The following is a 19,402-nucleotide window of genomic DNA, read 5'->3' on the forward strand; positions in this document are numbered from 1 at the left end:
CTCAAGAGAGCTCGATCGGAACACCGCGTCCACTGAGCTCTTCGTCGAGGCGCAAATAGTGCGCGAGATAGTCGTGCAGCGCTGTGGCCGCCTTCGAGGTCGCGCCGCTGGACTTGTAGAGCAGCAGTTCGACCTTCGGCAGCGGCGGCAGGCCTTCGTTAAGGCCGATCTCTCGCATCGCCGGCACCAGCGCGCTACGGCCGAGCACGGTCACGGCCATACCGGCAAAGGCGGCAGCCTGCAATCCGCCCACGCTTTCGCTGACGCAGGCGATGCGCCAGCGCAGGTTCGCGCGCTCCAAAGTATCGATCGCATAGTCGCGATAGATGTTGCCCGGTGGTAGCAGGGCGAGCGGGATGGGCCTCTCCTGATACGCAGCAGATTGCTCGCCGGTCATCCAGACGAGCTGTTCGCGCCGCACCACCTGTCCACCGGTGAAATCGTTCATGCGGGTGACAAGGGCGATGTCGACATCGCCGCGTTTTACCAGGCCGACCAGAGGGGTGGACAACGCACAGTTGAGTTCGACCTGGATGCGCGGAAAGGACTTGCGGAACACGCTCAGAATCGACGGCAGCATGAACGCTGCATAGAGGTCAGGCGTGCCAAGCACGACCTGACCCTCGATCTCCTGCGACGCGAGTTGCGAGATCAATTCGTCATGCAACCGCAGGATGGATTTGGCGTAGGTCAGAACCATGGAGCCATCCTCGGTCAGCGTCAGCCGACGTCCCCCGTGCAGGAAGAGCTGCTTGGCTGTCAGTTCCTCCAGGCGCTGTAGCTGCAGGGTGATTGCCGGCTGGGTGCGGCCCAGCCGGCGTGCCGTCTCCGTGATGCTGCCGGTCTCGACGACCGAGATCAACGACCGAAGCATGCGGATGTCGAGACTGATAAGGTTCATGAGGCGCCCGTTTCGCCCAGAATTTATGCAATTTCCATGCTAGCGCGGAATTGGTTTAGGTTAAATCGACTGCCGCGGGTCGTTCACCTCTCCCGCTTGCGGGAGAGGTCGGCGCGGAGCGCCGGGAGAGGGCTTTCTCCTCTTGGGGATTGTCCCTTTGAGGATAAAGCCCTCTCCCCGACCCTCTCCCGCAAGCGGGAGAGGGAGCGCACCTGCCTTGGAGCAAATCAAATCTGATCCCATCACGCCTTAGCGCCTGGCGAGGACACCGCATGCGAACGCGCATGCCCTCACGAACAGGCGGATCTTGGCCGAGGGCATGTTGCGGCGGGACGGCGGTTCTGTCCACGCCATGCGGCATCATTCGATTTGCGCGATGGGCCGATCAGCTCGGGCTGGCCGAGCCCACCGTTGCGGCTCTATCCGGTGCGCATCACGACATAGCAGGTCGGGATTGATGAGGGGGCGGCACACAGCCCAATGATGACATCATGCCGCTGCTTTGCCCGACGAGGCAAAGGGATGAATTACGCAATTTGTCTTCAGAAATTTGCCTTTTGAAACAAGGGCATTCTGCTTTGCATGGGGTTGTTTTCGCGGTTTTGATCCAGCGTGGTTGATGACCGAGTTGTGTGCTCCTAGTTTGTCGGCCCGTCGCCGCGGATGGCAAAGATGGTGGCCTTCAGCCTGGTCATGCCGAACTTGTCGAACAGCCTGTCATAGGTGCCGTCGGCGCGGATCGCGGTTAGTGCGTCGGCGACGGCCTGGGCGAGCAGCTTGTCGCGGAAGGCGAAGGTGATGTCGGTGCCGGCGATGTCGCGAACCCAGATCTTTGCGATGCCCTTCTGCTCCAGCGAGTTGGCGGTCTCGTTGATGTTGAGCGCGGCTTCGAGCTGGCCGGCACGCAGCGCCGCCGAGGTCGCGGTCACCGTGGCGAAGGTGCGCAGCTCGACCGGCTTGAGGCCCCTGGCTTCCATCGCGGTGCTGAATTCGCGGGCCTTGCGCTCGGTGTAGGTCGCCGATTCCACGCCCACGACGCGGCCGGCGAGATCCTCGAACTTCTCCAGCTTCAGGCTGGAGGATGGATCGGTGTAGATGCTGATCGCTTGCTGCGCGTAAGGCACAAGGTAAAGCATCTTGGAACGCTCCTCCGTCCAGAACAGGCCGGTGTTGATGGCATCGAAGCGGCCGGAGCGGAGTGCCGGGATCATCGGCGGGAAGTCCATGCGGAGGAACACCGGTTCGACGCAGATGCGCTTGGCGATCTCCCTGGCAAGTTCGACATTGAGCCCCTGCAGCTCGCCCTTGTCGTCGACGAATTGCTGCGGCGGCAGCGTCGGGTTGATCGACATCTGCCATTTCGGCGCCTCGATCAGGCTCGATGCCGGCACTTTCGGCGTGCAGGTCTGGGCGCCGGCCGCCTGGGTCAGGCCGACCAGAAGAGCGAGCGCGGAGAAGATCTTTGGAAATCGCATCTGAATACTCCGATCAAATCGTGGGTGGCACCGGTCCGATTCTTCATTGTCTCGTCATGTGGCGGCCGTCGCGTCGGCTTGCCGGGTCAGTATCAGCGAAACGTGGCGGGCCGCGGTCACCACCTCGTCGCGCTGGTTAAGGAGATCGAGCGTCTCGACGACGATGCCGCGCGCGGGATTTTTGGTCCGGTGTTTCTCGACGAAGCGGAAACGGACACGCACGGTATCGCCGGCGAGGATGGGACCTCTGAACTTCACCTCGTCCCAGCCGAGCGAGGCCACCGAGGTCTCCTCGTACAGCTTCAGCTCCGACTTCAGCCCTTCCATCAGCGACAGCCCGAACAGGCCATGGCCGATCACGGCGGGAAAGCCACGCGACCTCGCGTAGGCTGAATCGACGTGAAGCGGGTGGTGATCGCGTGTGACGTCGGCAAAGGCCGCGATGTCGGCTTCCGTCACTGTGTGCACGGCGGTCTCGAACTCCGCGCCGAGCGCGATGTCCTCATAGCGGAGATTGGTCGATGCGGAGGCGTCCATGGGTATGTCCTCAGGCGACCTTGCGCGGTCGCGCTGGCAGCGCTTTGAAACTTTGCGCGATCCCCATCGGCCCGGAGCGGTAGATGCGCGGGTCCATGTCCTTCAATTGCGGGCTGATGCGCGGCCTGAAGCCCATATGGGCGAGGATATCCTCTTCCAGCCGAACGCCCGGCGCGATCTCGGTGAGCGTCACGCTGCCGTTCTCGAGCTCGAACACGGCGCGCTCGGTCACGTAGCTCACCTGCTGGCCGCGCTGCGCAGCGAGTGACGCACTGAAGCTGATCTGGCCGACCTGCGAAACGAACTTGCGGAAAGCACCGTCGCGCCGGATCGCGAGGCGACCGTTCTCGACGCCGATGTCGAACTTTCCGCCGGTCATGGTGCCGCTGAAGATCAGGCGCTTGGCGTTCTGCGTGATGTCGATGAAGCCGCCGGAGCCGTCGCGGCGCTCGCCGAAGCGGGTGACGTTGACGTTGCCCGCCTCGTCGACCTCGGCGAAGGAGAGGAAGGCGCAGGACAGTCCGCCGCCATCGTAGAAGTCGAACTGATAAGCCTGATCGAGGATGACGCGCGGATTGATCGCTGTGCCGAACTCCCGGGCGTGACCGGGCACGCCGCCGACCACACCGGACTCCACCGTCAGCGTGATCAGGTCGGAGATGCCTTCCTCGGCCGCGACATTGGGGATCATCGCGGAAATGCCGACACCGAGATTGACGACGTCGCGGGGACGCAGCTCGAAGGCAGCGCGGCGGGCGATCACCCGCCGTTCGGTCAGCGGATCGGGCGTGATCATCGCCTCCGGCACGCGCGTCTCGCCGCAGCGCGCGGGATCGTAAATCGTGCCGTAGGTCTGCATCTGCTCGGGCTCGAGCACGACGTGGTCGATCAGGAAGCCAGGGATCTTCACCATCTGCGGATGGATCGAGCCGCGCTTCACGATGCGCTTGACCTGGCAGATCACGGTGCCGCCGGCATTGTGCACGGCTTGCGCGATCGAGAGATCCTCGCGCGTGGTGCCCTCGTGCTCCATGCTGATGTAACCATCTTCATCTGCGGAGGTGCCGCGGATGATGGCAACGTCAGGCGGACCAGGGACACGGTAGAGCAGCCAGGACTGGCCGTGCAGCTCGAGCAGGTCGACGAGCGGCGCGGTGGTGCGCTTGTTCATGCGCCCGCCATCCTGGCGCGGGTCCATGTAGGTGTTGAGGCCGACATGGGTGAGCACGCCGGGATGCTTGGCGGCCATGGCGCGGCAGAGCTGACTCATCACGCCTTGCGGGAAATTGTAGGCGTCGATCAGCTCGTCACGAACGAGGCGCATGAACGGCACCTGGAGGCCGAAATTGCCGCCGATCACGCGCGCGATCAGGCCTTCATGAGCCAGGTGACAGAGACCCTTCTCGGTCACGGCGCCGACACCGGTGATGTTGATCAGCGTCAGATTGTGCGGGCCCTGGCCGCCGAGAAAACGCCGTTCCAGCGCGTCGAGGATGGCTTCGGCAGCGCCCGTGCCGCCATTGCCGCCGACGATCAGCGTATCGGTGTCGCGGATGAGACCGGCGGCCTCTGCCGCAGTGATGATGCTCAGCATGAGTGCGCTTCCCGCATCACGCGGCCTCCTTCTCGACCTGGCGGGCGATGATCAAGCGCTGGATCTGGTTGGTACCCTCGTAGATCTGGGCGAGGCGGACATCGCGGAAGATGCGCTCGATGCGGTACTCGCGCGAATAGCCGTTGCCGCCGTGGATTTGCAGCGCGTTGGAGACGTGCTTCATCGCCATGTCGGTGGTAAACAGCTTTGCCTGCGCCGCCTCCTTGGCGATCGGCTCGCCGGCATCGTGCAGGCGCGCGGCGTGGTGGATCAAGAGGCGCGCGGCGGCGATGTCGGTCGACATGTCCGCGAGCATGAACTGCACCGCCTGGAAGCCGATGATGGCCTGGCCGAACTGCTTGCGGTCCTTTGCGTATGCGGTGGCATCCTCGAACGCAGCCTGCGCCATGCCGAGCGCCATCGAGGCCATCATCAGCCGGCTGAAGTTGAAATTGCTCATGGCCATCTTGAAGGCCTGGTTCTCCGGACCCATCACGCTGTTGGCCGGCAGCCGCACGTCGGAGAACGTGATCTGGCAGTCGTCGAGGCCATGCATGCCGAGCAGCTCCTCGTTCTTGCCGCGGGCGATGCCGGGCAGGGTGCCGTCCACGAGAAGACAGGAGATGGCGCGTTGGCCAGCATCCGCGCTGGTGCGCGCAAACACCATGATGCGATCGGCGACGCCGCCGAGAGTCACCCAGGCCTTGGTGCCGTTGAGCCGCCAGCCATCGCCCTCGCGCACAGCGTTGGTGCGGATGCCCGCGACGTCGGAGCCGTGGTCGGGTTCGGAGACCGCGGTGGCGGGAATGATGTCGCCGCTCAGGATCTTCGGGATCAGCGCCTTATGCGCGTCGGTGCCATGATGATCGAAGAACAGCACGGCCTCGACGGGGATCGCGAAGGCGTTGGCGACTGCGCCGGAGCAGCGCGCCAGCTCCTCCATCGCGATGCAGGCAGCAACCGTATCGAGACCGGCGCCGCCCGCGGCTTCGCGCAGACAGATGCCGAACAGGCCGAGATCGGCCATGCCCTTGTAGAGGGTGCGATCGAAGCGGTCCTCGCGGTCGATCGCTGCGGCGCGGGGCAGGATCTCCGCTTCGGCGAAGCGCCGGGCGGTCTCGCGCAGGGCTTTCTGGTCTTGGCTGTAGAAGCGGTCCATGGGTGCGCCTCCCGTCAGTCGCTGGCGAGCTTGGAATCGTGGGAGACTTCGCTGCGGTCGCGGTCGAGGAAATAGACCGCGACGTCGTCGCCCGGCACGCCATAGGCGCTGCACACGCCGCGGGTCAGCGCGATGGCGGCCGCGCGCCGCTCGGCTTCACTGCGGCGGAAAGCGTGGACCTTGAGCAGGATGCGCTGGCCGGTGGCCTGAGCGCCGAACGTGCCGGCGTGGGCGTAGTCATCAGGCGCAATGGGCAGGAAATAGAGCGTGACCGTATCAGCGGTGACGCCGAAGGCCGACATCAGGCCGTCGGTCACGGACCGCGCCAGCGCCGCCTTGCGCTGGGAGGGAACTTGCGGGGCGAGCACTTCGACGTAGGGCATCGATCAGACCTTCGCGGATTTGGCCGCAGATGTTTTCGATGAAGACGATTTGGACTTCGTCGATCTCGCAGGGGCCGGAGTGTCGACCTGACGGCAAGAGTCGCGCTTGATCAGCCGGGCGCCGACGCGATATTCGCGAACACCCTCACTGCCATTGCCTTTGGCGTCCATGCGATGCAGCAGCCGGTCGACGGCGAGATTGGCAAGGTCCCGTGCGCCGTTGTCGACGATGCTGATGGCCGGGCGATGCCATTCGAACCACGGCATGTCCTCGTAGCAGAGCAGCGAGAGATCATCGGGAATGGCGATGTTCCGTTCCGCGGTGACGCGCAGCACGCCGAGCGTCGCTTCGTGATTGGCGACGAAGATCGCGCTCGGCGGGCGGGAAAGGTCGAGCAGCTTGCGGGCGCTCGTCGCGCCGGTCTCGGGCACGTAGTGGCCGGCATGAATCAATGTGTCGTCCCTGGCGATGCCGGCCTCACGCAGGGCGCGGACATAGCCGGACAACCGTTCGCGGCCGGACGTCGTGTCCTGGCGGCCGACGATTAGCCCGATGCGCTTGTGCCCGAGCTCGATCAGGTGACGCGTGCCCAGATAAGCGCCCTGCGGATCGTCGGCGAGCACAGTCTCGAGATCGGTCGCGTCATCGCGCCGCACCAGGCAGACGATGGGCACGTCCTTCGCAAGTGTCTTGAGCTGCGCGCCATTTTTGCCCGTGGGCACCACGATCAGCCCGTCGATGCGGTGGTCGACCAGCGTGGTGAGGGTGTCGCTCTCCTGCTGCGGGTCGTCGCCGCCGATGCACAGGAGCATCTGATAACCCAGCGCCTTCAGGCGTGCCTGCACCACTTCGGCCATCACCTGGAACGAGGCATTGGTGAGATTGTGGACGAGAAGAGCCACGAGCCGCGACTGCCCGGTCTTGAGGCCGCGTGCGATCGGGTTCGGCCGATAGCCGAGCTCGCGCGCGATGCGCACCAGGCGCTGCTGCGTACGATCGCTGGTCAGGCCGGTTCCCGTTAGCGCTCGCGAAGCGGTGCTGACTGAAACACGGGCCGCCTGTGCCACATCTTTGAGCGTGACGCTCATCCAACCCGCCGATAAACTGCAAACGATTGCAGAAACGCTATGAGCTTATTCCACACGGATCAAGCTCAAAAAATGGATGGTGTTGCCCAATGCAGAGCCATTTATGCAAACGATTGCATAGATCGTGCGGATATTCCGCAGACGGCGGCCGTCGCTTGAATTCACCCGAGCACCCGGCAGTTCCCTGATGAAGGCGTTCCGCGGCACCTACACCGTCATGATCACCCCGTTTACGGCAGCGGGCGAGGTCGATGTTGCGGCATTGCGCGCCTTCGTCGATTGGCAGATCGCGGAGGGCATTCATGGGCTGATCCCGCTTGGCTCGACCGGCGAGTTCCTGTCCATGGAGGATGACGAGAAGGCGCTGGTGGCTGAGGTCGTCATCACCCAGGCGGCGGGGCGTGTGCCCGTGCTGATCGGTACCGGCGCGGAGGATACGCGCGAGGTGGTGCGTCTCAGTCGCCGTGCCGAAAAACTGGGCGCCGACGGCGTGATGATCATCCCGCCGTTCTATTCGACGCCGACCGACGACGAGCTCGTCCATCACTACAGGACGGTGGCCGACGCGATCGCGCTGCCGATCATGGTCTACAACAATCCGGCAACCGCCAATGTCGATCTCAAGCCACAGCTCGTGGCTCGGATCGCCGAGATCGACAACTGTCTCTATATCAAGGAGTCGACGCTGGAGGTGACGCGCGTGCGCGACATCATCCGCCTCTGCGGCGACAGGGTGACGGTGTTCGGCGGCATCCTCGGCTTCGAATCCTTCGTCGAGGGCGCGCAGGGCTGGGTGGCCGTGGCCTCCAACGTGGTCCCGGCGGAAATGTCCCGCATCTTCAGCCTCGTCGCTGACCACGGCGCGATCAAGGAAGCGCGCGAGCTCTATCTCAAATACCTGCCGGTGATCGAATTCGTCGGCGGCCAGGCCTATGTCGCGGGCAGCAAGGCGCTGCTCGGTCATATGGGCTTTGCAGCCGGCAATCCGCGCCCGCCGCGCCTGCCGCTGCCGGCTGCGCAGGATGCTGCCGCGCGTCATCTGGTCGAAACCTTCGGTCTGACGTGGCGCGATGCGTCCAACGAGGCTGCTTAGGTCAGGAGTACCCCAGTGAATCTGCTCGACGGCGTCAAGATCCTCAGCTTCAACCATTACCTCGCGGGCCCGCTGGCCGCGCAGACGCTCGCCGATCTCGGCGCCGACGTCATTGCGGTCGAGCCGATCGAGGGTGCGTTTCAGCGCAACTGGGCGGTCGCCAACCATTTCGTCGCAGGCGACAGCGTCAATCATCTGGCGACCGGCCGAAACAAGCGCAGTCTCGCCGTCGATCTCAAGCATCCCGATGGCATTGCCGCGGTAAAGAAGCTGGTCGCGACGGCCGATGTCGTGATGGAGAATTTTCGGCCGGGCACCATGGCGAAGCTCGGTCTTGGCTACGACGTACTCAAGGCGATCAACCCGGGCTTGATCTATGCCGTGGCGACCGGCTTCGGATCGGCGGGGCCGTACAGGGATCGTCCCGGCCAGGACCTTTTGCTCCAGGCGATGTCGGGCCTTGCGATGCGGACGGGGCGGGCGGACGGCGAGCCGACGGCGGTCGGCGCCGTCATCGTCGATCAGCACGCCGCCTCGCTCTATGCCATGAGCATCCTTGCAGCGCTGTTTGCTAGAACCAAGACCGGGAAGGGCCAACTCGTCGAGGTCAACCTCTATCAGGCTGCGCTCGATCTCCAGGTCGAGCCGCTGACCGCCTGGCTCAACGGCGCGCCGTCGCCGACCTCGCGCGGCCCGGCCGGCATCGCGGCGTGGTTCAGCCCGGGGCCTTACGGAATTCATGCGACGGCCGACGGCCATATGGCGATCTCGATGGCCGCACCCAAGGCGCTCGCGGTGGGGCTCGGCTGTGAGGAGTTGAATCAGTTCGGGGAGGCCGACAGTTTCTCGAAGCGCGAGGAGATCACGCGGATCGTTGCTGGCAGGTTGAAACAGAAGTCGACCGCCGATTGGTTACCTTCGCTTGAAGCGGCGCGGATCTGGCACGCGCCTGTCCAGGACTATCGCGATCTCGTGGCCGATCCCCAGCTCGAACATCTCGGCGTGTTCAAGACGGCCGAGAGTGCGGGGGGCGCGCAAATCCGGATGGTCGCGCATCCCGCCCGCTACAACGGCCAGACGCCGGAGGTGCGACTGGTGCCGCAACGGCTGGGTGCACAGACCCGCGAGGTGCTCGGCGAGATCGGCTACGGCGCTGCTGAGATCGACGCGATGATCGCCGGCAAGGCGGTGGGAGTGGCGCGATGATCGATTTCTCGCTGCCTGAAGAGACGCGCCTCCTGGTCGACACCGTCCGCCGCTTCGTCGAGACGGAGGTGCAGCCGCTGGAGGACGAGGTGGAGCGGACCGCCACGGTGCCGGCCGAGGCGCTGGCCGTCACCAAGGCCAAGGCGCAGAAGCTCGGCCTCTACGCCATGAACATGCCGGCGGATGTCGGCGGCGGCGGGCTGTCCTGCGTGGAGCATTGCCTCGTCGAGGAAGAGTTCGGCAAGACCTCCGATGCACTGATCCGCCGTGTGTTCGGCCAGGTCTATCCGATGCTGATGGCCTGCAAGGGCGATCAGGTCGAGCGCTACCTGCTGCCCACGGTGAAGGGCGACAAGATCTGCGCCATGGCGATCACCGAGCCGGGCGCCGGCTCCGATGCCGCGTCGATCAGCACGACGGCGCAACTCGACGGTGACGAGTGGGTCCTCAACGGCACCAAGCATTTCATCAGCGATGGCGACATCGCCGACTATGTGATCCTGATGGCGCTGACCGACAAGGACAAGCGCGCCCGCGGCGGCATCACGCTGTTCCTGGTCGACCGCGGCACGCCCGGCTTCAAGGTCGCGCGCACCCAGCCGATGATGGGCCATCGCGGCTATGGCCATGCCGAGCTGAGCTTCGAGGATTGCCGCATCCCGAAAGCGGCCGTGCTCGGCGAGGTCGGCGCCGGCTTCAAGCTGATCATGCAGAGCGTGCTGCAGATCCGGCTCGCCCATATCGGCGCCCGCGCCGTCGGCATGGCGCAGCGCGCGCTGGAGATGATGCGCAGGCATGCCGGCGAGCGGCGTCAGTTCGGCCAGCTGATCGGCGAGTTCCAGATGGTGCAGAAGCTGATCGCCGATTCCGCCACCGAGATCTTCGGCGTCAAGATGATGGTGATGAACGCTGCCTGGGACATCGATCAGGGCCGGGACGCGCGCGACAAGGTCTCGATGATCAAGGTCGCGGCGTCCGAGATGCAGGGCCGCGTCGTCGATCGCGCCATCCAGGTGTTCGGCGGCATGGGTTTTAGCAAGGACCTGCCTCTGGAGCGGATGTATCGCGATGCGCGCGTCACCCGCATCTATGACGGCACCTCGGAAATCCACCGCATGCTGGTTGCGCGCAGCACCATCAAGAACGGCTTGCAGCTCTAGGGAAGCGATCGATGTCTCACGCACCTCTCAAGCCCGGCGCTGCCTTCGCCTTCCGCAAGACCATGACGGTCGCCGAGCAGGCGATGTTCACCGGCATCAGCGGCAATCTCGGCGGTCTCTATGTCGATGCCGTCCGAGCCAAAAAGGCGGGCGCCTCCAACATGGTCGCGTTCGAGCTCGCGGTCGGCGGCCTCGCCACCACCTGCCTCAGCCAGCTCGGCGGGCCGACACGGCGGATCGGCAGCATTGCGCTGGACTTTGCCGCGCCCGTGATTGTCGGGGATTCCGTCGAGGCAAGGGCCGAGATCGTCTCGGTTGCAGGCGACGAGGCGACCTGTCGCGTCACCTGCACGCTGTCGCCCTCCGGCGCGACGGTGATCGACGGCACCGCAACGCTCGTTCCCTTCGCACGGGGCTGAGCCATGTACGAGCCGAAATCCTTCGACGATCTCAAGGTGAATGACAGGGTCAGCCTGAGCAAGACCATCACCGAGGCGGATGGTGCGCTCTACATCGCCGCGACCGGCGATTTCGGCCCGGTCCATGTCGACGAGGTCTATGCCGGCGCGACGCGTTTTGGCCGCAGGCTGGCGCCGGGGATCATGGTCGCGGGCCTCTGTACCAGCATTCTCACCAGCGAGTTGGTCGGCACCATCGGCGTGTCGGTGGAGGACCGGTTCTGGTTCACCGGTCCCGTGTTCTACGGCGACACGCTCACCTTCGATGTCTGGATCGCCGAGCAGCACGACGAGACCCGCACGATCATCTGGGAAGCCAGCGCGCGCAACGAGGGCGGCCTCGAAGTGCTGAAGGCACGGGCGAGCCTGAAATTCCCGCGGCGGAAACCGTCATGAGCAAGCCGATGAAGAAACCGGATTTGCGCGGCGTCACGGTCGCGACCGTACTGCCCTTCAGAGGCGACAGTTCGATCGACTGGGACGGCTACGCCCGCGTGCTGGACTATTGCGCGTGCCCGGACGGCATCGCGGCGGTGTTCGTCAACGGACATGCCGGCGAGGGCGGATCGCTGTCGGACGACGAGCGGCAGGCGGTGATCGAGCGGACGCGCCGGCGGATCGGGGCCAAGCCGCTATTGGCCGGCATCATCGCGCATTCCACCGCGGAGGCGATCCACCAGGCGCAGCTCGCGGAAGCCGCCGGCGCCGATTGCGCCGTGTTGTTCCCGCCCGCACCGCTCGGCGGCGGCGCCTCGGCGACCTCGCGCGCACCACTGGCCTTCGTGCAGGCGGTCAGCTCCGCCATCGGCATTCCCGTGTCGATCTTCCAATATCCACTCGCGTCCGGCTTCGGCTATTCGCCGGAGACGCTGGCGAAGATCGCAGCCCTCGACAGCGTCATCGCCATCAAGGAGGGCAGCGACACCATGCTGGCCTATGACGAGAACCGGCGAGCGGTGAAGCAGGCCGATCCCTCTGTCGCGATCCTGCCGTCGAACTTCAACTGGTTCCTGCCGCAGCTTGCCGTCGGTGGCGACGGCATACTCTCGGGTCTCGTCAGTCTTGCACCGCATCTGTTCGCAGAACTTTGGCAGGCCGCGCTGGCCGACGACCTCAAGGCGATGCGTGCTGTCAACGAGCGGCTCTATCCGATCGTCCGCGCGATCTATGGCCCTGCACCGATCATGGACATGCATACGCGCATGAAAGTCGGGCTGAAGGCGCTCGGCCTGATCCGCAACGCCGATCCACGGCCGCCGCTGCTGCCGGTGCTTCCGGCGTTGTGCGACGCCATTGCAACGACAGTCGGCGCGGAGCGCGCGGCCGGCAATATTCGCGTGGCATGAGGAACGAGCTCATGCCGGACGAAGCCTTCATCCACATCGTGCGGGTCGACATCGATCCTGAGCACGAGGCTGCGTTCAACGCCTGGTACGAGCAGAAGCATTTTCCGGATCTGCTCGCGTGTCCCGGCTGGATCTCGGCAAAGCGCTTCGTCTCCATCGGCGACGGGCCGAAGTATGCCGCCATGTACGAGGTCGCGGGGCGATGGGCGTTCGAGACGCCGGAGTTCCTGAAAGCGAAGGGGTTTGGTCCGTTCGAATCCCTGGTCAAGAATTTCATGCGCATCCAGCTCAGGCCGATGTCGGGACCGGCTTGAGCAGATCGAAAACGATGCTGCCTGCCGTGTCGCCAGATCCGGCAGGCCGCATCCAAGAAACGTGGAGGGGAATTCCGGACGAGGGACTGCTTCGGTCATTGGCATCTTACTGGAGGTATCCATGGTCTCGACATTGTTTCGCTTGAGTGCAGCCGCAGTACTCGTTCTCGCATCCACGGCGGTGCATGCCGCCTGCACGCCAGCGATCACTGACGACAATCTGATCGCACCTGGGAAATTACAGCTCTCCATCAACCCGACCAATCCGCCGCAGCAATTCGTCGACAAGGACGGCCAGTTGCAGGGCCTCAACGTGGAACTCGCCGCCGAGCTCGGCAAGCGGTTGTGTCTTCAGGTCGAACTCGTCCGGATGGACTTTCCGGCGATGATTCCTGCCTTGGGCGCAGCGCGCATCGACGGCGTCAATACCGGCATGTTCTGGACCGAGGAACGCTCGAAGCTGATGTACATGGTGCCATACGCCATTCAGGCGATCTCGGTCGTGGTGGCACCCGACAGCGGCACAAAAATTGCTACCGAAAACGACCTGATCGGAAAATCATCCGCGGTCGAAGTCAGCAGCTACCAGATGAACTGGCTCAAGAAACTCAGCGATGCGAGCGTGGCGAAGGGTGGCGCAGCCGTCGAGATGCGCACGTTCCCGACCGCGACGAACGTCGTCAGCGCGCTTCTTGCGGGGCAGGTGGACAACGCGCTGCTGGTCGACAGCGTGGCGCGTGATCTCGTCGGCCGCGGTCGCGTCAAGGAAGTCCTGAGCGGGCTCGGCACGGCCAGGACCACGCTCGGTTTCCGCAACAAGACGGTGGCCGATACCGTCGTCAAGGCGCTGAACGCGATGCGGGCCGACGGCTTTTATCAGGCGCTGTTCGACAAGTTCGGCCTGACCGCCATGCCGGCCGATCAGCCGCTTGCGATCGCCGGCCCCGGTCCGGCCTGAGATACGGAGACGAGCCGATGAGCCATTTCAGTCCGACGGCCGCCGTCAACTACTTCTTCAACTACTTCCTGATGAAGGGGGTGCTGGTCACCATCGGCCTGACGGTGGCGGCTGTCATCGGCGGATTGATCCTCGGCATGGGCATCGCGTTGATGCGCATGTCGTCCAACCCGGTGCTGTCAGGCTTCTCGCGCTTCTACATCTGGTTCTTCCGCGGCACGCCGCTGCTGATCCAGCTCGTGGTGATCTACAGCGGCTTGCCGCAGCTCGGGATCAAGTTCTCCGTGATCACCTGCGCGCTGGTCGGGCTCATCCTCAACGAGGCGGCCTATCTCGCCGAGATCGTGCGCAGCGGCTTCATGGCGGTCTCCGCCGGGCAGCGCGAAGCTGCGTGGGCGCTCAGCCTGTCGCCTTGGACCACGTTCCGCCGCGTGACCCTGCCGCAGGCGTTCCGGCTGATGATCCCGCCGCTCGGCAACTCCATCAATTCGCTCTTGAAGGCGACGTCGCTCGCCTCGGTGATCTCGGTCGAGGAGCTCATGCGTCGCAGCGACATGCTGATGCAGGAGCATTTCCAGATCCTCGAAGTCTACGCGGCGGCCACGGCCTATTATTTGATCCTCACCTCGGTCTGGGATGCGGTTCAGCGCCGGCTGGAGAAGCATTTTGGTCGGTCGAATGCTGCGAAGACGAGGCGGGTCGCGGCGAGCGCGCCGGTTGCGCAAGCAGGCGTGGGGGCCCGCGCATGAGCGAGATGTCAATGAATACGGCCAGCGGTGCCGAAGGCGCAGCGGCGCAGCCGCAGCTTCGTGAGGTGCCAGCGGTTCGCATGGAGGCCGTCTACAAGCATTATGGCGATTTCACCGCGTTGAACGAGGTCGATCTCAAGGTCGCCAGGGGCGAGAAGATCGTGGTCTGCGGTCCCTCCGGTTCGGGCAAGTCGACGCTCATTCGCTGCATCAACCATATCGAAAAGCACGATGAGGGCCTGATCTACGTCAATGGCATCGAGCTCGATCATCAGCGCAAGAACATCGACGCGGTCAGACGCGACACCGGCATGGTGTTCCAGAGCTTTAATCTGTTTCCGCATATGACGGTGCTGGAGAACTGCATCCTGGCGCCGATGACCGTGAGTGGGATGAGCGAGGCGGAGGCAAAGGACCTCGCCATGCATTTCCTCACCAAGGTCCGGATTCCCGACCAGGCCGAGAAATTCCCCGGGCAGCTCTCGGGCGGCCAGCAGCAGCGCGTCGCCATCGCACGCGCGCTGTGCATGCGGCCGAAGATCATGCTGTTCGACGAGCCGACCTCCGCGCTCGACCCCGAGATGGTCAAGGAAGTGCTGGAGACCATGAAGAAGCTAGCGGAAGAGGGCATGACCATGTTGTGCGTGACCCACGAGATGGGCTTTGCCCGCGAGGTCGCCGACCGCATCGTGTTCATGAACGAAGGGAAGGTGGTCGAGCAGGCCGCGCCGGAGGAGTTCTTCAAAAATCCAAGGTCCGAGCGTGCCAGGACCTTCCTCGACCAGATCATCCACTAGGTAGCGATGTCGGGGTTGCAGACATTCGGCGATCGCCTGCGCGGCATCCATGCCGCCACAATCGTGCCGATGACGCCCGATTTTGCGATTGACGATGCGAAGCTCGTAGCGCATCTCGCTTCGGTCGCGTCCACGCCGGGCATCAATGGGCTCCTGGTCAACGGCCACGCCGGGGAGAATTTTGTGCTGTCGCTGGCCGAGAAACGGCGCGTGGTGGAGCTGGCGCGTGAGCACGCGCCGAAGAACTGCCTGATCGTCTCCGGCGTCAATCACGAATCCAGCCTGGAGGCCGCGCGCGAGGCGGCCGCACTGGAACAGGCCGGCGCCGACGGGCTTCTTGTGTTTCCCCCCAACAGCTGGGCGCTCGGCCATGCCGACGACTGTGTCATCGAGCATCACCGCCATATCCGCGATGCCACGACCGTGCCGTTGATGCTCTACGCCGCGCCCGTTGGTGCGGGGGCCATGGCTTATGTGCCGTCGCTGCTGAAACGGCTCGTCGCGGATTCTCGCTTTGTCGCGATCAAGGAGGGCAGCTGGGAGGTCGCAACTTATGAGCAGAACCTGAGGCTGATCCGCAAGTTACGCCCTGAGTTCGTCGTGCTTGGCTCCGGCGACGAGCATTTGCTGACGAGCTATCTCGTCGGCTCGGCCGGTAGTCAAGTGAGCCTTGCCTGCGTCGTGCCGGAGCTTGTCGTTACTCTCTGGAACGCGGCGGAGGCCGGCGACTGGGAGCGGGCGCGCGCGGCGCACGCGAAGCTTTATCCGCTTGCGGTCGCGATCTACCGCGATGCGCCCGGGGGACGGGCAACAGTGCGGCTCAAGGCCTGCCTGAAGCTGCTCGCGCGTCTTTCATGCGATGCAGTACGACCGCCGCAGCCACCGGTGACACCAGGCGAGTTGCAGGCGCTCCAACAGGCACTGCGGATCGCCGGAGCGCTCTAGGCCTCGAAGGACGGATTGACAGCGGTTTCATTTGGATCACCGACTTGCGGTTAGTTGTTGGCGATATCGCTCGGCATCCCAATTCACCAGCGCGCGCTCATTCTCCTGCGTTAGATAGCGGACCTGCGCAGTGAGAGGCAAACGGCACGTCACCAGGGCGAGACAGCTCAGCATCGCCTCGGCGCCGTCGCTTGCATCCTTGCGAACGACGCAACCGAGGCCTGGAATGAGCAGCGCGACCGGGTGCGACAGCCCGTCCGCCCGCGCTCGCGATGTCAGGGCGCGAAGATCCTCGCCTCGTTCCAGCACGGGTAAGCCCGGACCGAGGAAGACCACATGGTCCGGATAGAGCGAACCGCTGGTTGCAATCGCGCGGCTGTAAGGGTCGACAGCGACGCTATGGCATTGCGGATCCTTTGGCAGGCGATACGCCGTGCCAGCGCAGATTGAGAGAAGCGCGCCGTGATCCGGGGGAATTGCGGAGCGTGGCGCAAGCGCAAGGCGCCTCTCGACCTCGTCCACCAGCGCCTCTGCCGCAGCGCTGGTCTCGGCGCCGACCACCAGCCCGTGATTGCCGAGGATCAGCACATCCACCTTGTCCTGTGCCAGCGCGTCGTTCACGACCTTGGCCAGCGGCAGTCCCGGATGATGATAGTCCAGCCATTGCCAGGCCAGTCCCTCCAGTCGCTTCGCAAATTCCTCCCGCGCGTCGATCCGCACCGCCCATGCAATGGTGTTGACCGAATGCACATGCAGCACGACCGTGTGCGGCATCTGCGCGTGCAGCGAGGTCTCGATCGAGGCGCGCAAGGCCGTGGCCGCGTCGGTCGCGAGCGGAATACGTTCGTCGCCTTGCGCGAGCGCCGCGCGTGCCGCGCCGAGCGATACCGGCACGAAGATGTCCTTGTGCTCGGCATCCGCAAGCCAGGTGCCGGAGGCCTTTACCCAGAGCAGGTCATCCTGCTTGATCGAGGAGTTGCCGCCGGCGCCCTGCACCAGCAGAATATTGCGGCCGACGCGCGCCGACATACGACGAAGCTCGTGGAGCAGGGCAGGTTGCTGTTGCATCGCACGCCTCTCACCAGGCCAGATGATCCATCGTCCAGTGCGGCATCGGCACAGCCGCGACGGGCGGCCCTCGTACCAATTCACCCGGGCCAGTCCGCGTCTCATTCCGGTGCACGCCGGATCTGAGCAGCAGCGTCAGCATGCCGGCCCTGGCGGCGCCGGCCACGTCATGGTCGAGGCTGTCACCGATCATCAGCACGCGCGCCGGCGCCGGCTGGCCGAGCCGCTCGAGCGCCGCGGCAAAGATCGGCGCGTGCGGCTTGCCAACATAGGTCACACGGCCGCCCAGCGTCGCGTAGAAGCGCGCCAACGCGCCGGGCGCCGGGATCAATCCGGTGGCGCCGAACATCGCGAGATCGGGATTGGCGCACAGCATCGGCAGGCAGCGTGCAACGGCCCCGGTCAGGCACGCGCGCCAGTATTCGGGCTCGGCCACGGAATCGTCGAGACCTGCGAGCAGGATGAAATCGGCTTTCCCGATGTCGGTGACGAGATCGAGGTCGAGCCCGTCGACGATCGCCTTGTCGCCGCCGCGCGCGATCAGGAAGCAGCTCTGGCCAAGTCCGATGAAGGGCTCCTGCGCGCGCGCCTTCAGGCCCTGCCACGTGACTTCGCCTGATGTCAGGATGCCGTCATAGGCCTCCGGGGAAAGACCGAGCGAGGCAAGTCGCGCCGCATTGCTGCCGGCGCGCTTGCCGGAGTTCGACAGCACGAGGATGCGCTTGCCGGCCTGGCGCAGGCGCGCAACGCAGTCGCGCGCCTGGGGAAAGACGGCCTGGCCCTTGTGCAGCGTGCCCCATTGGTCGAGCAGCACGTGATCGAAGCGGCCGGCGATCGTGCCGAGACCTTCGATGTCGATGATGTCGGCTGTCATGGCGGGGCGCCTCGCAGTGCGAGCAGCGCAGCGCCGTAACTGGCCTCCGTCTCTTCGGCGACGGTGACGGCAACGCCGAGGGCGCGGCGCCTGATCTCGGTCCAGGCCGCGTTCTTCGCCCCGCCACCAATGCTGACGACGCGCCGCAGCTTTGGTGCTCCGAGCTCGGCCAGGCGCCGATAGGCGAGCGCTTCGATCCCCGCGATGCCTTCGAGCAGCGCCTGGAAGAAGCGGTGGTCGTCCGAAGGGCGCGGCGCCACCTTCGCCGGCAGAGCCGGATCGGCGATTGGAAAGCGTTCGCCGGGCTTGGGAAGCGGATAGTAGTTGAGCCCGGTCGGCACCTCCGGCTGCAATTGCGGCGTCAATCGTTCGATATCGGCGGCCGTGAAATGCGCGAGCAGCGCGCCGCCGCCGGAATTGGAGGCGCCGCCGGCGAGCCAGCGCTCGCCCAGCCGGTGTGAATAGACGCCTTGATTGGCGGCGAAGATCGGCCGCGTCGCCAGCAGCTTCACCACCAGCGTCGTTCCGAGCGAGGTGACGGCATCGCCGGGCGTATCGGCGCGCGTGGCGATGAAGGCGGCGACGCCGTCGGTGGTGCCGGCCGCGATGCGCGCTGCCGGCGACAGGCCCAGCGCCGTCGCGACAGCGGAATCGATCTCCGCAAATCGGGTTCCCGGCACCAGCACCTTCGGCAGCAACTCGCGGGGCACGCCGAGCTCGTCGAGCCAGGCCGGCCAGCCGCGCGTCACGGGATCGTAGCCGAGCTTCAGGACGTTGTTCTCGTCGCTGATGCCGTGATGTCCGGCGAGCCTTCCTGCGATCCAGTCGGCCTGATGCACGGCAAAGCGCGCGTGTCCGGCCTCGCCGCGGCCCGACAGATACAGCAGCTTCGCCAATGCGCTGCTCGCGCCATGTGCGCCGCTGTCCGAGGGGGCCACCGCCGCAATGCGGACGGCTTCGGCTGCCGCGCGCGCGTCATTGTACATCAGCCCCGGCGTGCAGGGCCGGCCTGTGGCGTCGATGAGCAGCAGCGTGCCCGACGTGCCGTCGACGCTGACGCACTCGACAACCCCGAGATCGACAATGCGGCCGAGCTTGCCGATCGCGGCCGCCGTCGCATCCCACCAGAGTTCCGGATCCTGGTCGATCGCTTGGCCATGCTGGCGTGGCGCGGGAAGGGGCGCCGATTCCATGCCGAGCTTGTCACCGCGCGCATCGATGGCGCAGGCGCGAACGCCGCCCGTTCCGACGTCGATGCCGAGGAACACGCCTGTCATTCGACCTCCACAGCGTGAG

At 65.0% G+C, this 19,402-nt stretch carries 21 protein-coding genes and 1 pseudogene; 12 read left to right on the plus strand and 10 right to left on the minus strand.

All coding sequences use genetic code 11. From position 1 onward, the window contains the following. Position 1: 1 nt before the first annotated feature. Positions 2 to 901, minus strand: coding sequence for a LysR substrate-binding domain-containing protein (locus AC066S_RS17515; RefSeq protein ID WP_126255490.1), 900 nt, complete (start codon positions 899 to 901; stop codon positions 2 to 4). Positions 902 to 1,171: 270 nt separating this feature from the next. On the opposite strand from AC066S_RS17515, the pseudogene AC066S_RS17520 reads away from it, so the two are divergent. Continuing rightward, a pseudogene (locus tag AC066S_RS17520) lies at positions 1,172 to 1,345 on the plus strand (Rieske (2Fe-2S) protein); the annotation flags it as partial. 194 nt (positions 1,346 to 1,539) lie between these two features. On the opposite strand, the gene AC066S_RS17525 reads toward AC066S_RS17520, so the two are convergent. From AC066S_RS17525 to AC066S_RS17550, 6 genes are read right to left on the minus strand one after another with little or no spacing between them, the layout of a single operon-like run. Beyond that, the gene (locus tag AC066S_RS17525; protein ID WP_135169719.1) at positions 1,540 to 2,376 is read right to left on the minus strand and encodes an ABC transporter substrate-binding protein; all 837 of its coding nucleotides are present in this window, start codon (positions 2,374 to 2,376) and stop codon (positions 1,540 to 1,542) included. A 54-nt stretch (positions 2,377 to 2,430) separates the two neighbouring features. Then, complete coding sequence (locus tag AC066S_RS17530) at positions 2,431 to 2,913, minus strand: MaoC family dehydratase (protein ID WP_135169718.1); 483 nt, start codon at positions 2,911 to 2,913, stop codon at positions 2,431 to 2,433. 10 nt (positions 2,914 to 2,923) lie between these two features. Continuing rightward, positions 2,924 to 4,507, minus strand: a complete 1,584-nt coding sequence (locus tag AC066S_RS17535) for an acyl CoA:acetate/3-ketoacid CoA transferase (protein WP_478270232.1) — start codon at positions 4,505 to 4,507, stop codon at positions 2,924 to 2,926. Positions 4,508 to 4,523: 16 nt separating this feature from the next. Then, positions 4,524 to 5,666 (minus strand): acyl-CoA dehydrogenase family protein, encoded by a 1,143-nt coding sequence (locus AC066S_RS17540; RefSeq protein ID WP_135169716.1) that lies wholly within the window; start codon positions 5,664 to 5,666, stop codon positions 4,524 to 4,526. Positions 5,667 to 5,680: 14 nt separating this feature from the next. Beyond that, the gene (locus tag AC066S_RS17545) at positions 5,681 to 6,049 is read right to left on the minus strand and encodes a tautomerase family protein (protein ID WP_126255495.1); all 369 of its coding nucleotides are present in this window, start codon (positions 6,047 to 6,049) and stop codon (positions 5,681 to 5,683) included. 3 nt (positions 6,050 to 6,052) lie between these two features. Beyond that, a complete protein-coding gene (locus AC066S_RS17550) occupies positions 6,053 to 7,138 on the minus strand; it encodes a LacI family DNA-binding transcriptional regulator (protein WP_135169715.1) in 1,086 nt (361 codons plus the stop codon). A 184-nt stretch (positions 7,139 to 7,322) separates the two neighbouring features. Between AC066S_RS17550 and dapA the strand changes: the two genes are divergently transcribed. From dapA to AC066S_RS17605, 11 genes are all read left to right on the plus strand, one after another. After that, complete coding sequence (gene dapA, locus AC066S_RS17555) at positions 7,323 to 8,231, plus strand: 4-hydroxy-tetrahydrodipicolinate synthase (protein ID WP_478270257.1); 909 nt, start codon at positions 7,323 to 7,325, stop codon at positions 8,229 to 8,231. 15 nt (positions 8,232 to 8,246) lie between these two features. After that, complete coding sequence (locus AC066S_RS17560) at positions 8,247 to 9,437, plus strand: CaiB/BaiF CoA transferase family protein (protein ID WP_135169713.1); 1,191 nt, start codon at positions 8,247 to 8,249, stop codon at positions 9,435 to 9,437. Continuing rightward, positions 9,434 to 10,597 carry an acyl-CoA dehydrogenase family protein gene (locus tag AC066S_RS17565; protein WP_478270233.1) on the plus strand — a complete coding sequence of 388 codons (1,164 nt, stop codon included), beginning with the start codon at positions 9,434 to 9,436 and terminating at the stop codon, positions 10,595 to 10,597. The genes AC066S_RS17560 and AC066S_RS17565 overlap by 4 nt, the downstream gene beginning before the upstream one ends. An 11-nt stretch (positions 10,598 to 10,608) precedes the next feature. Next, complete coding sequence (locus tag AC066S_RS17570; protein WP_126255500.1) at positions 10,609 to 11,016, plus strand: MaoC/PaaZ C-terminal domain-containing protein; 408 nt, start codon at positions 10,609 to 10,611, stop codon at positions 11,014 to 11,016. Between the two features lie 3 nt (positions 11,017 to 11,019). Continuing rightward, a complete protein-coding gene (locus AC066S_RS17575) occupies positions 11,020 to 11,451 on the plus strand; it encodes a MaoC family dehydratase (protein ID WP_011086090.1) in 432 nt (143 codons plus the stop codon). After that, complete coding sequence (locus AC066S_RS17580; RefSeq protein ID WP_135169711.1) at positions 11,448 to 12,401, plus strand: dihydrodipicolinate synthase family protein; 954 nt, start codon at positions 11,448 to 11,450, stop codon at positions 12,399 to 12,401. Before AC066S_RS17575 ends, AC066S_RS17580 begins: the two co-directional genes overlap by 4 nt. A gap of 11 nt (positions 12,402 to 12,412) precedes the next feature. After that, complete coding sequence (locus tag AC066S_RS17585) at positions 12,413 to 12,715, plus strand: DUF4286 family protein (protein ID WP_235885101.1); 303 nt, start codon at positions 12,413 to 12,415, stop codon at positions 12,713 to 12,715. A gap of 121 nt (positions 12,716 to 12,836) precedes the next feature. Continuing rightward, entirely contained in the window at positions 12,837 to 13,673 is an 837-nt protein-coding gene (locus tag AC066S_RS17590; RefSeq protein ID WP_126255503.1) for an ABC transporter substrate-binding protein, read from the plus strand. Positions 13,674 to 13,690: 17 nt separating this feature from the next. After that, positions 13,691 to 14,422, plus strand: a complete 732-nt coding sequence (locus tag AC066S_RS17595) for an amino acid ABC transporter permease (protein ID WP_126255504.1) — start codon at positions 13,691 to 13,693, stop codon at positions 14,420 to 14,422. Continuing rightward, positions 14,419 to 15,219 carry an amino acid ABC transporter ATP-binding protein gene (locus AC066S_RS17600; RefSeq protein WP_478270234.1) on the plus strand — a complete coding sequence of 267 codons (801 nt, stop codon included), beginning with the start codon at positions 14,419 to 14,421 and terminating at the stop codon, positions 15,217 to 15,219. The genes AC066S_RS17595 and AC066S_RS17600 overlap by 4 nt, the downstream gene beginning before the upstream one ends. 6 nt (positions 15,220 to 15,225) lie before the next feature. Then, the gene (locus AC066S_RS17605) at positions 15,226 to 16,164 is read left to right on the plus strand and encodes a dihydrodipicolinate synthase family protein (RefSeq protein ID WP_478270235.1); all 939 of its coding nucleotides are present in this window, start codon (positions 15,226 to 15,228) and stop codon (positions 16,162 to 16,164) included. Between the two features lie 36 nt (positions 16,165 to 16,200). On the opposite strand, the gene AC066S_RS17610 is transcribed toward AC066S_RS17605, so the two are convergent. Genes AC066S_RS17610 through AC066S_RS17620 form a run of 3 tightly spaced genes read right to left on the minus strand, consistent with a single transcriptional unit; the run spans position 16,201 to position 19,383 of the window. Continuing rightward, positions 16,201 to 17,232, minus strand: a complete 1,032-nt coding sequence (locus AC066S_RS17610; protein WP_135169707.1) for a class II aldolase/adducin family protein — start codon at positions 17,230 to 17,232, stop codon at positions 16,201 to 16,203. A 10-nt stretch (positions 17,233 to 17,242) separates the two neighbouring features. After that, positions 17,243 to 18,106, minus strand: a complete 864-nt coding sequence (locus AC066S_RS17615) for a TIGR01459 family HAD-type hydrolase (protein WP_135169706.1) — start codon at positions 18,104 to 18,106, stop codon at positions 17,243 to 17,245. Continuing rightward, positions 18,103 to 19,383 carry an FGGY-family carbohydrate kinase gene (locus tag AC066S_RS17620; RefSeq protein ID WP_135169705.1) on the minus strand — a complete coding sequence of 427 codons (1,281 nt, stop codon included), beginning with the start codon at positions 19,381 to 19,383 and terminating at the stop codon, positions 18,103 to 18,105. Before AC066S_RS17620 ends, AC066S_RS17615 begins: the two co-directional genes overlap by 4 nt. Positions 19,384 to 19,402: the final 19 nt, after the last annotated feature.

The sequence above is a fragment of the Bradyrhizobium sp. CFUWI genome (assembly GCF_056429085.1).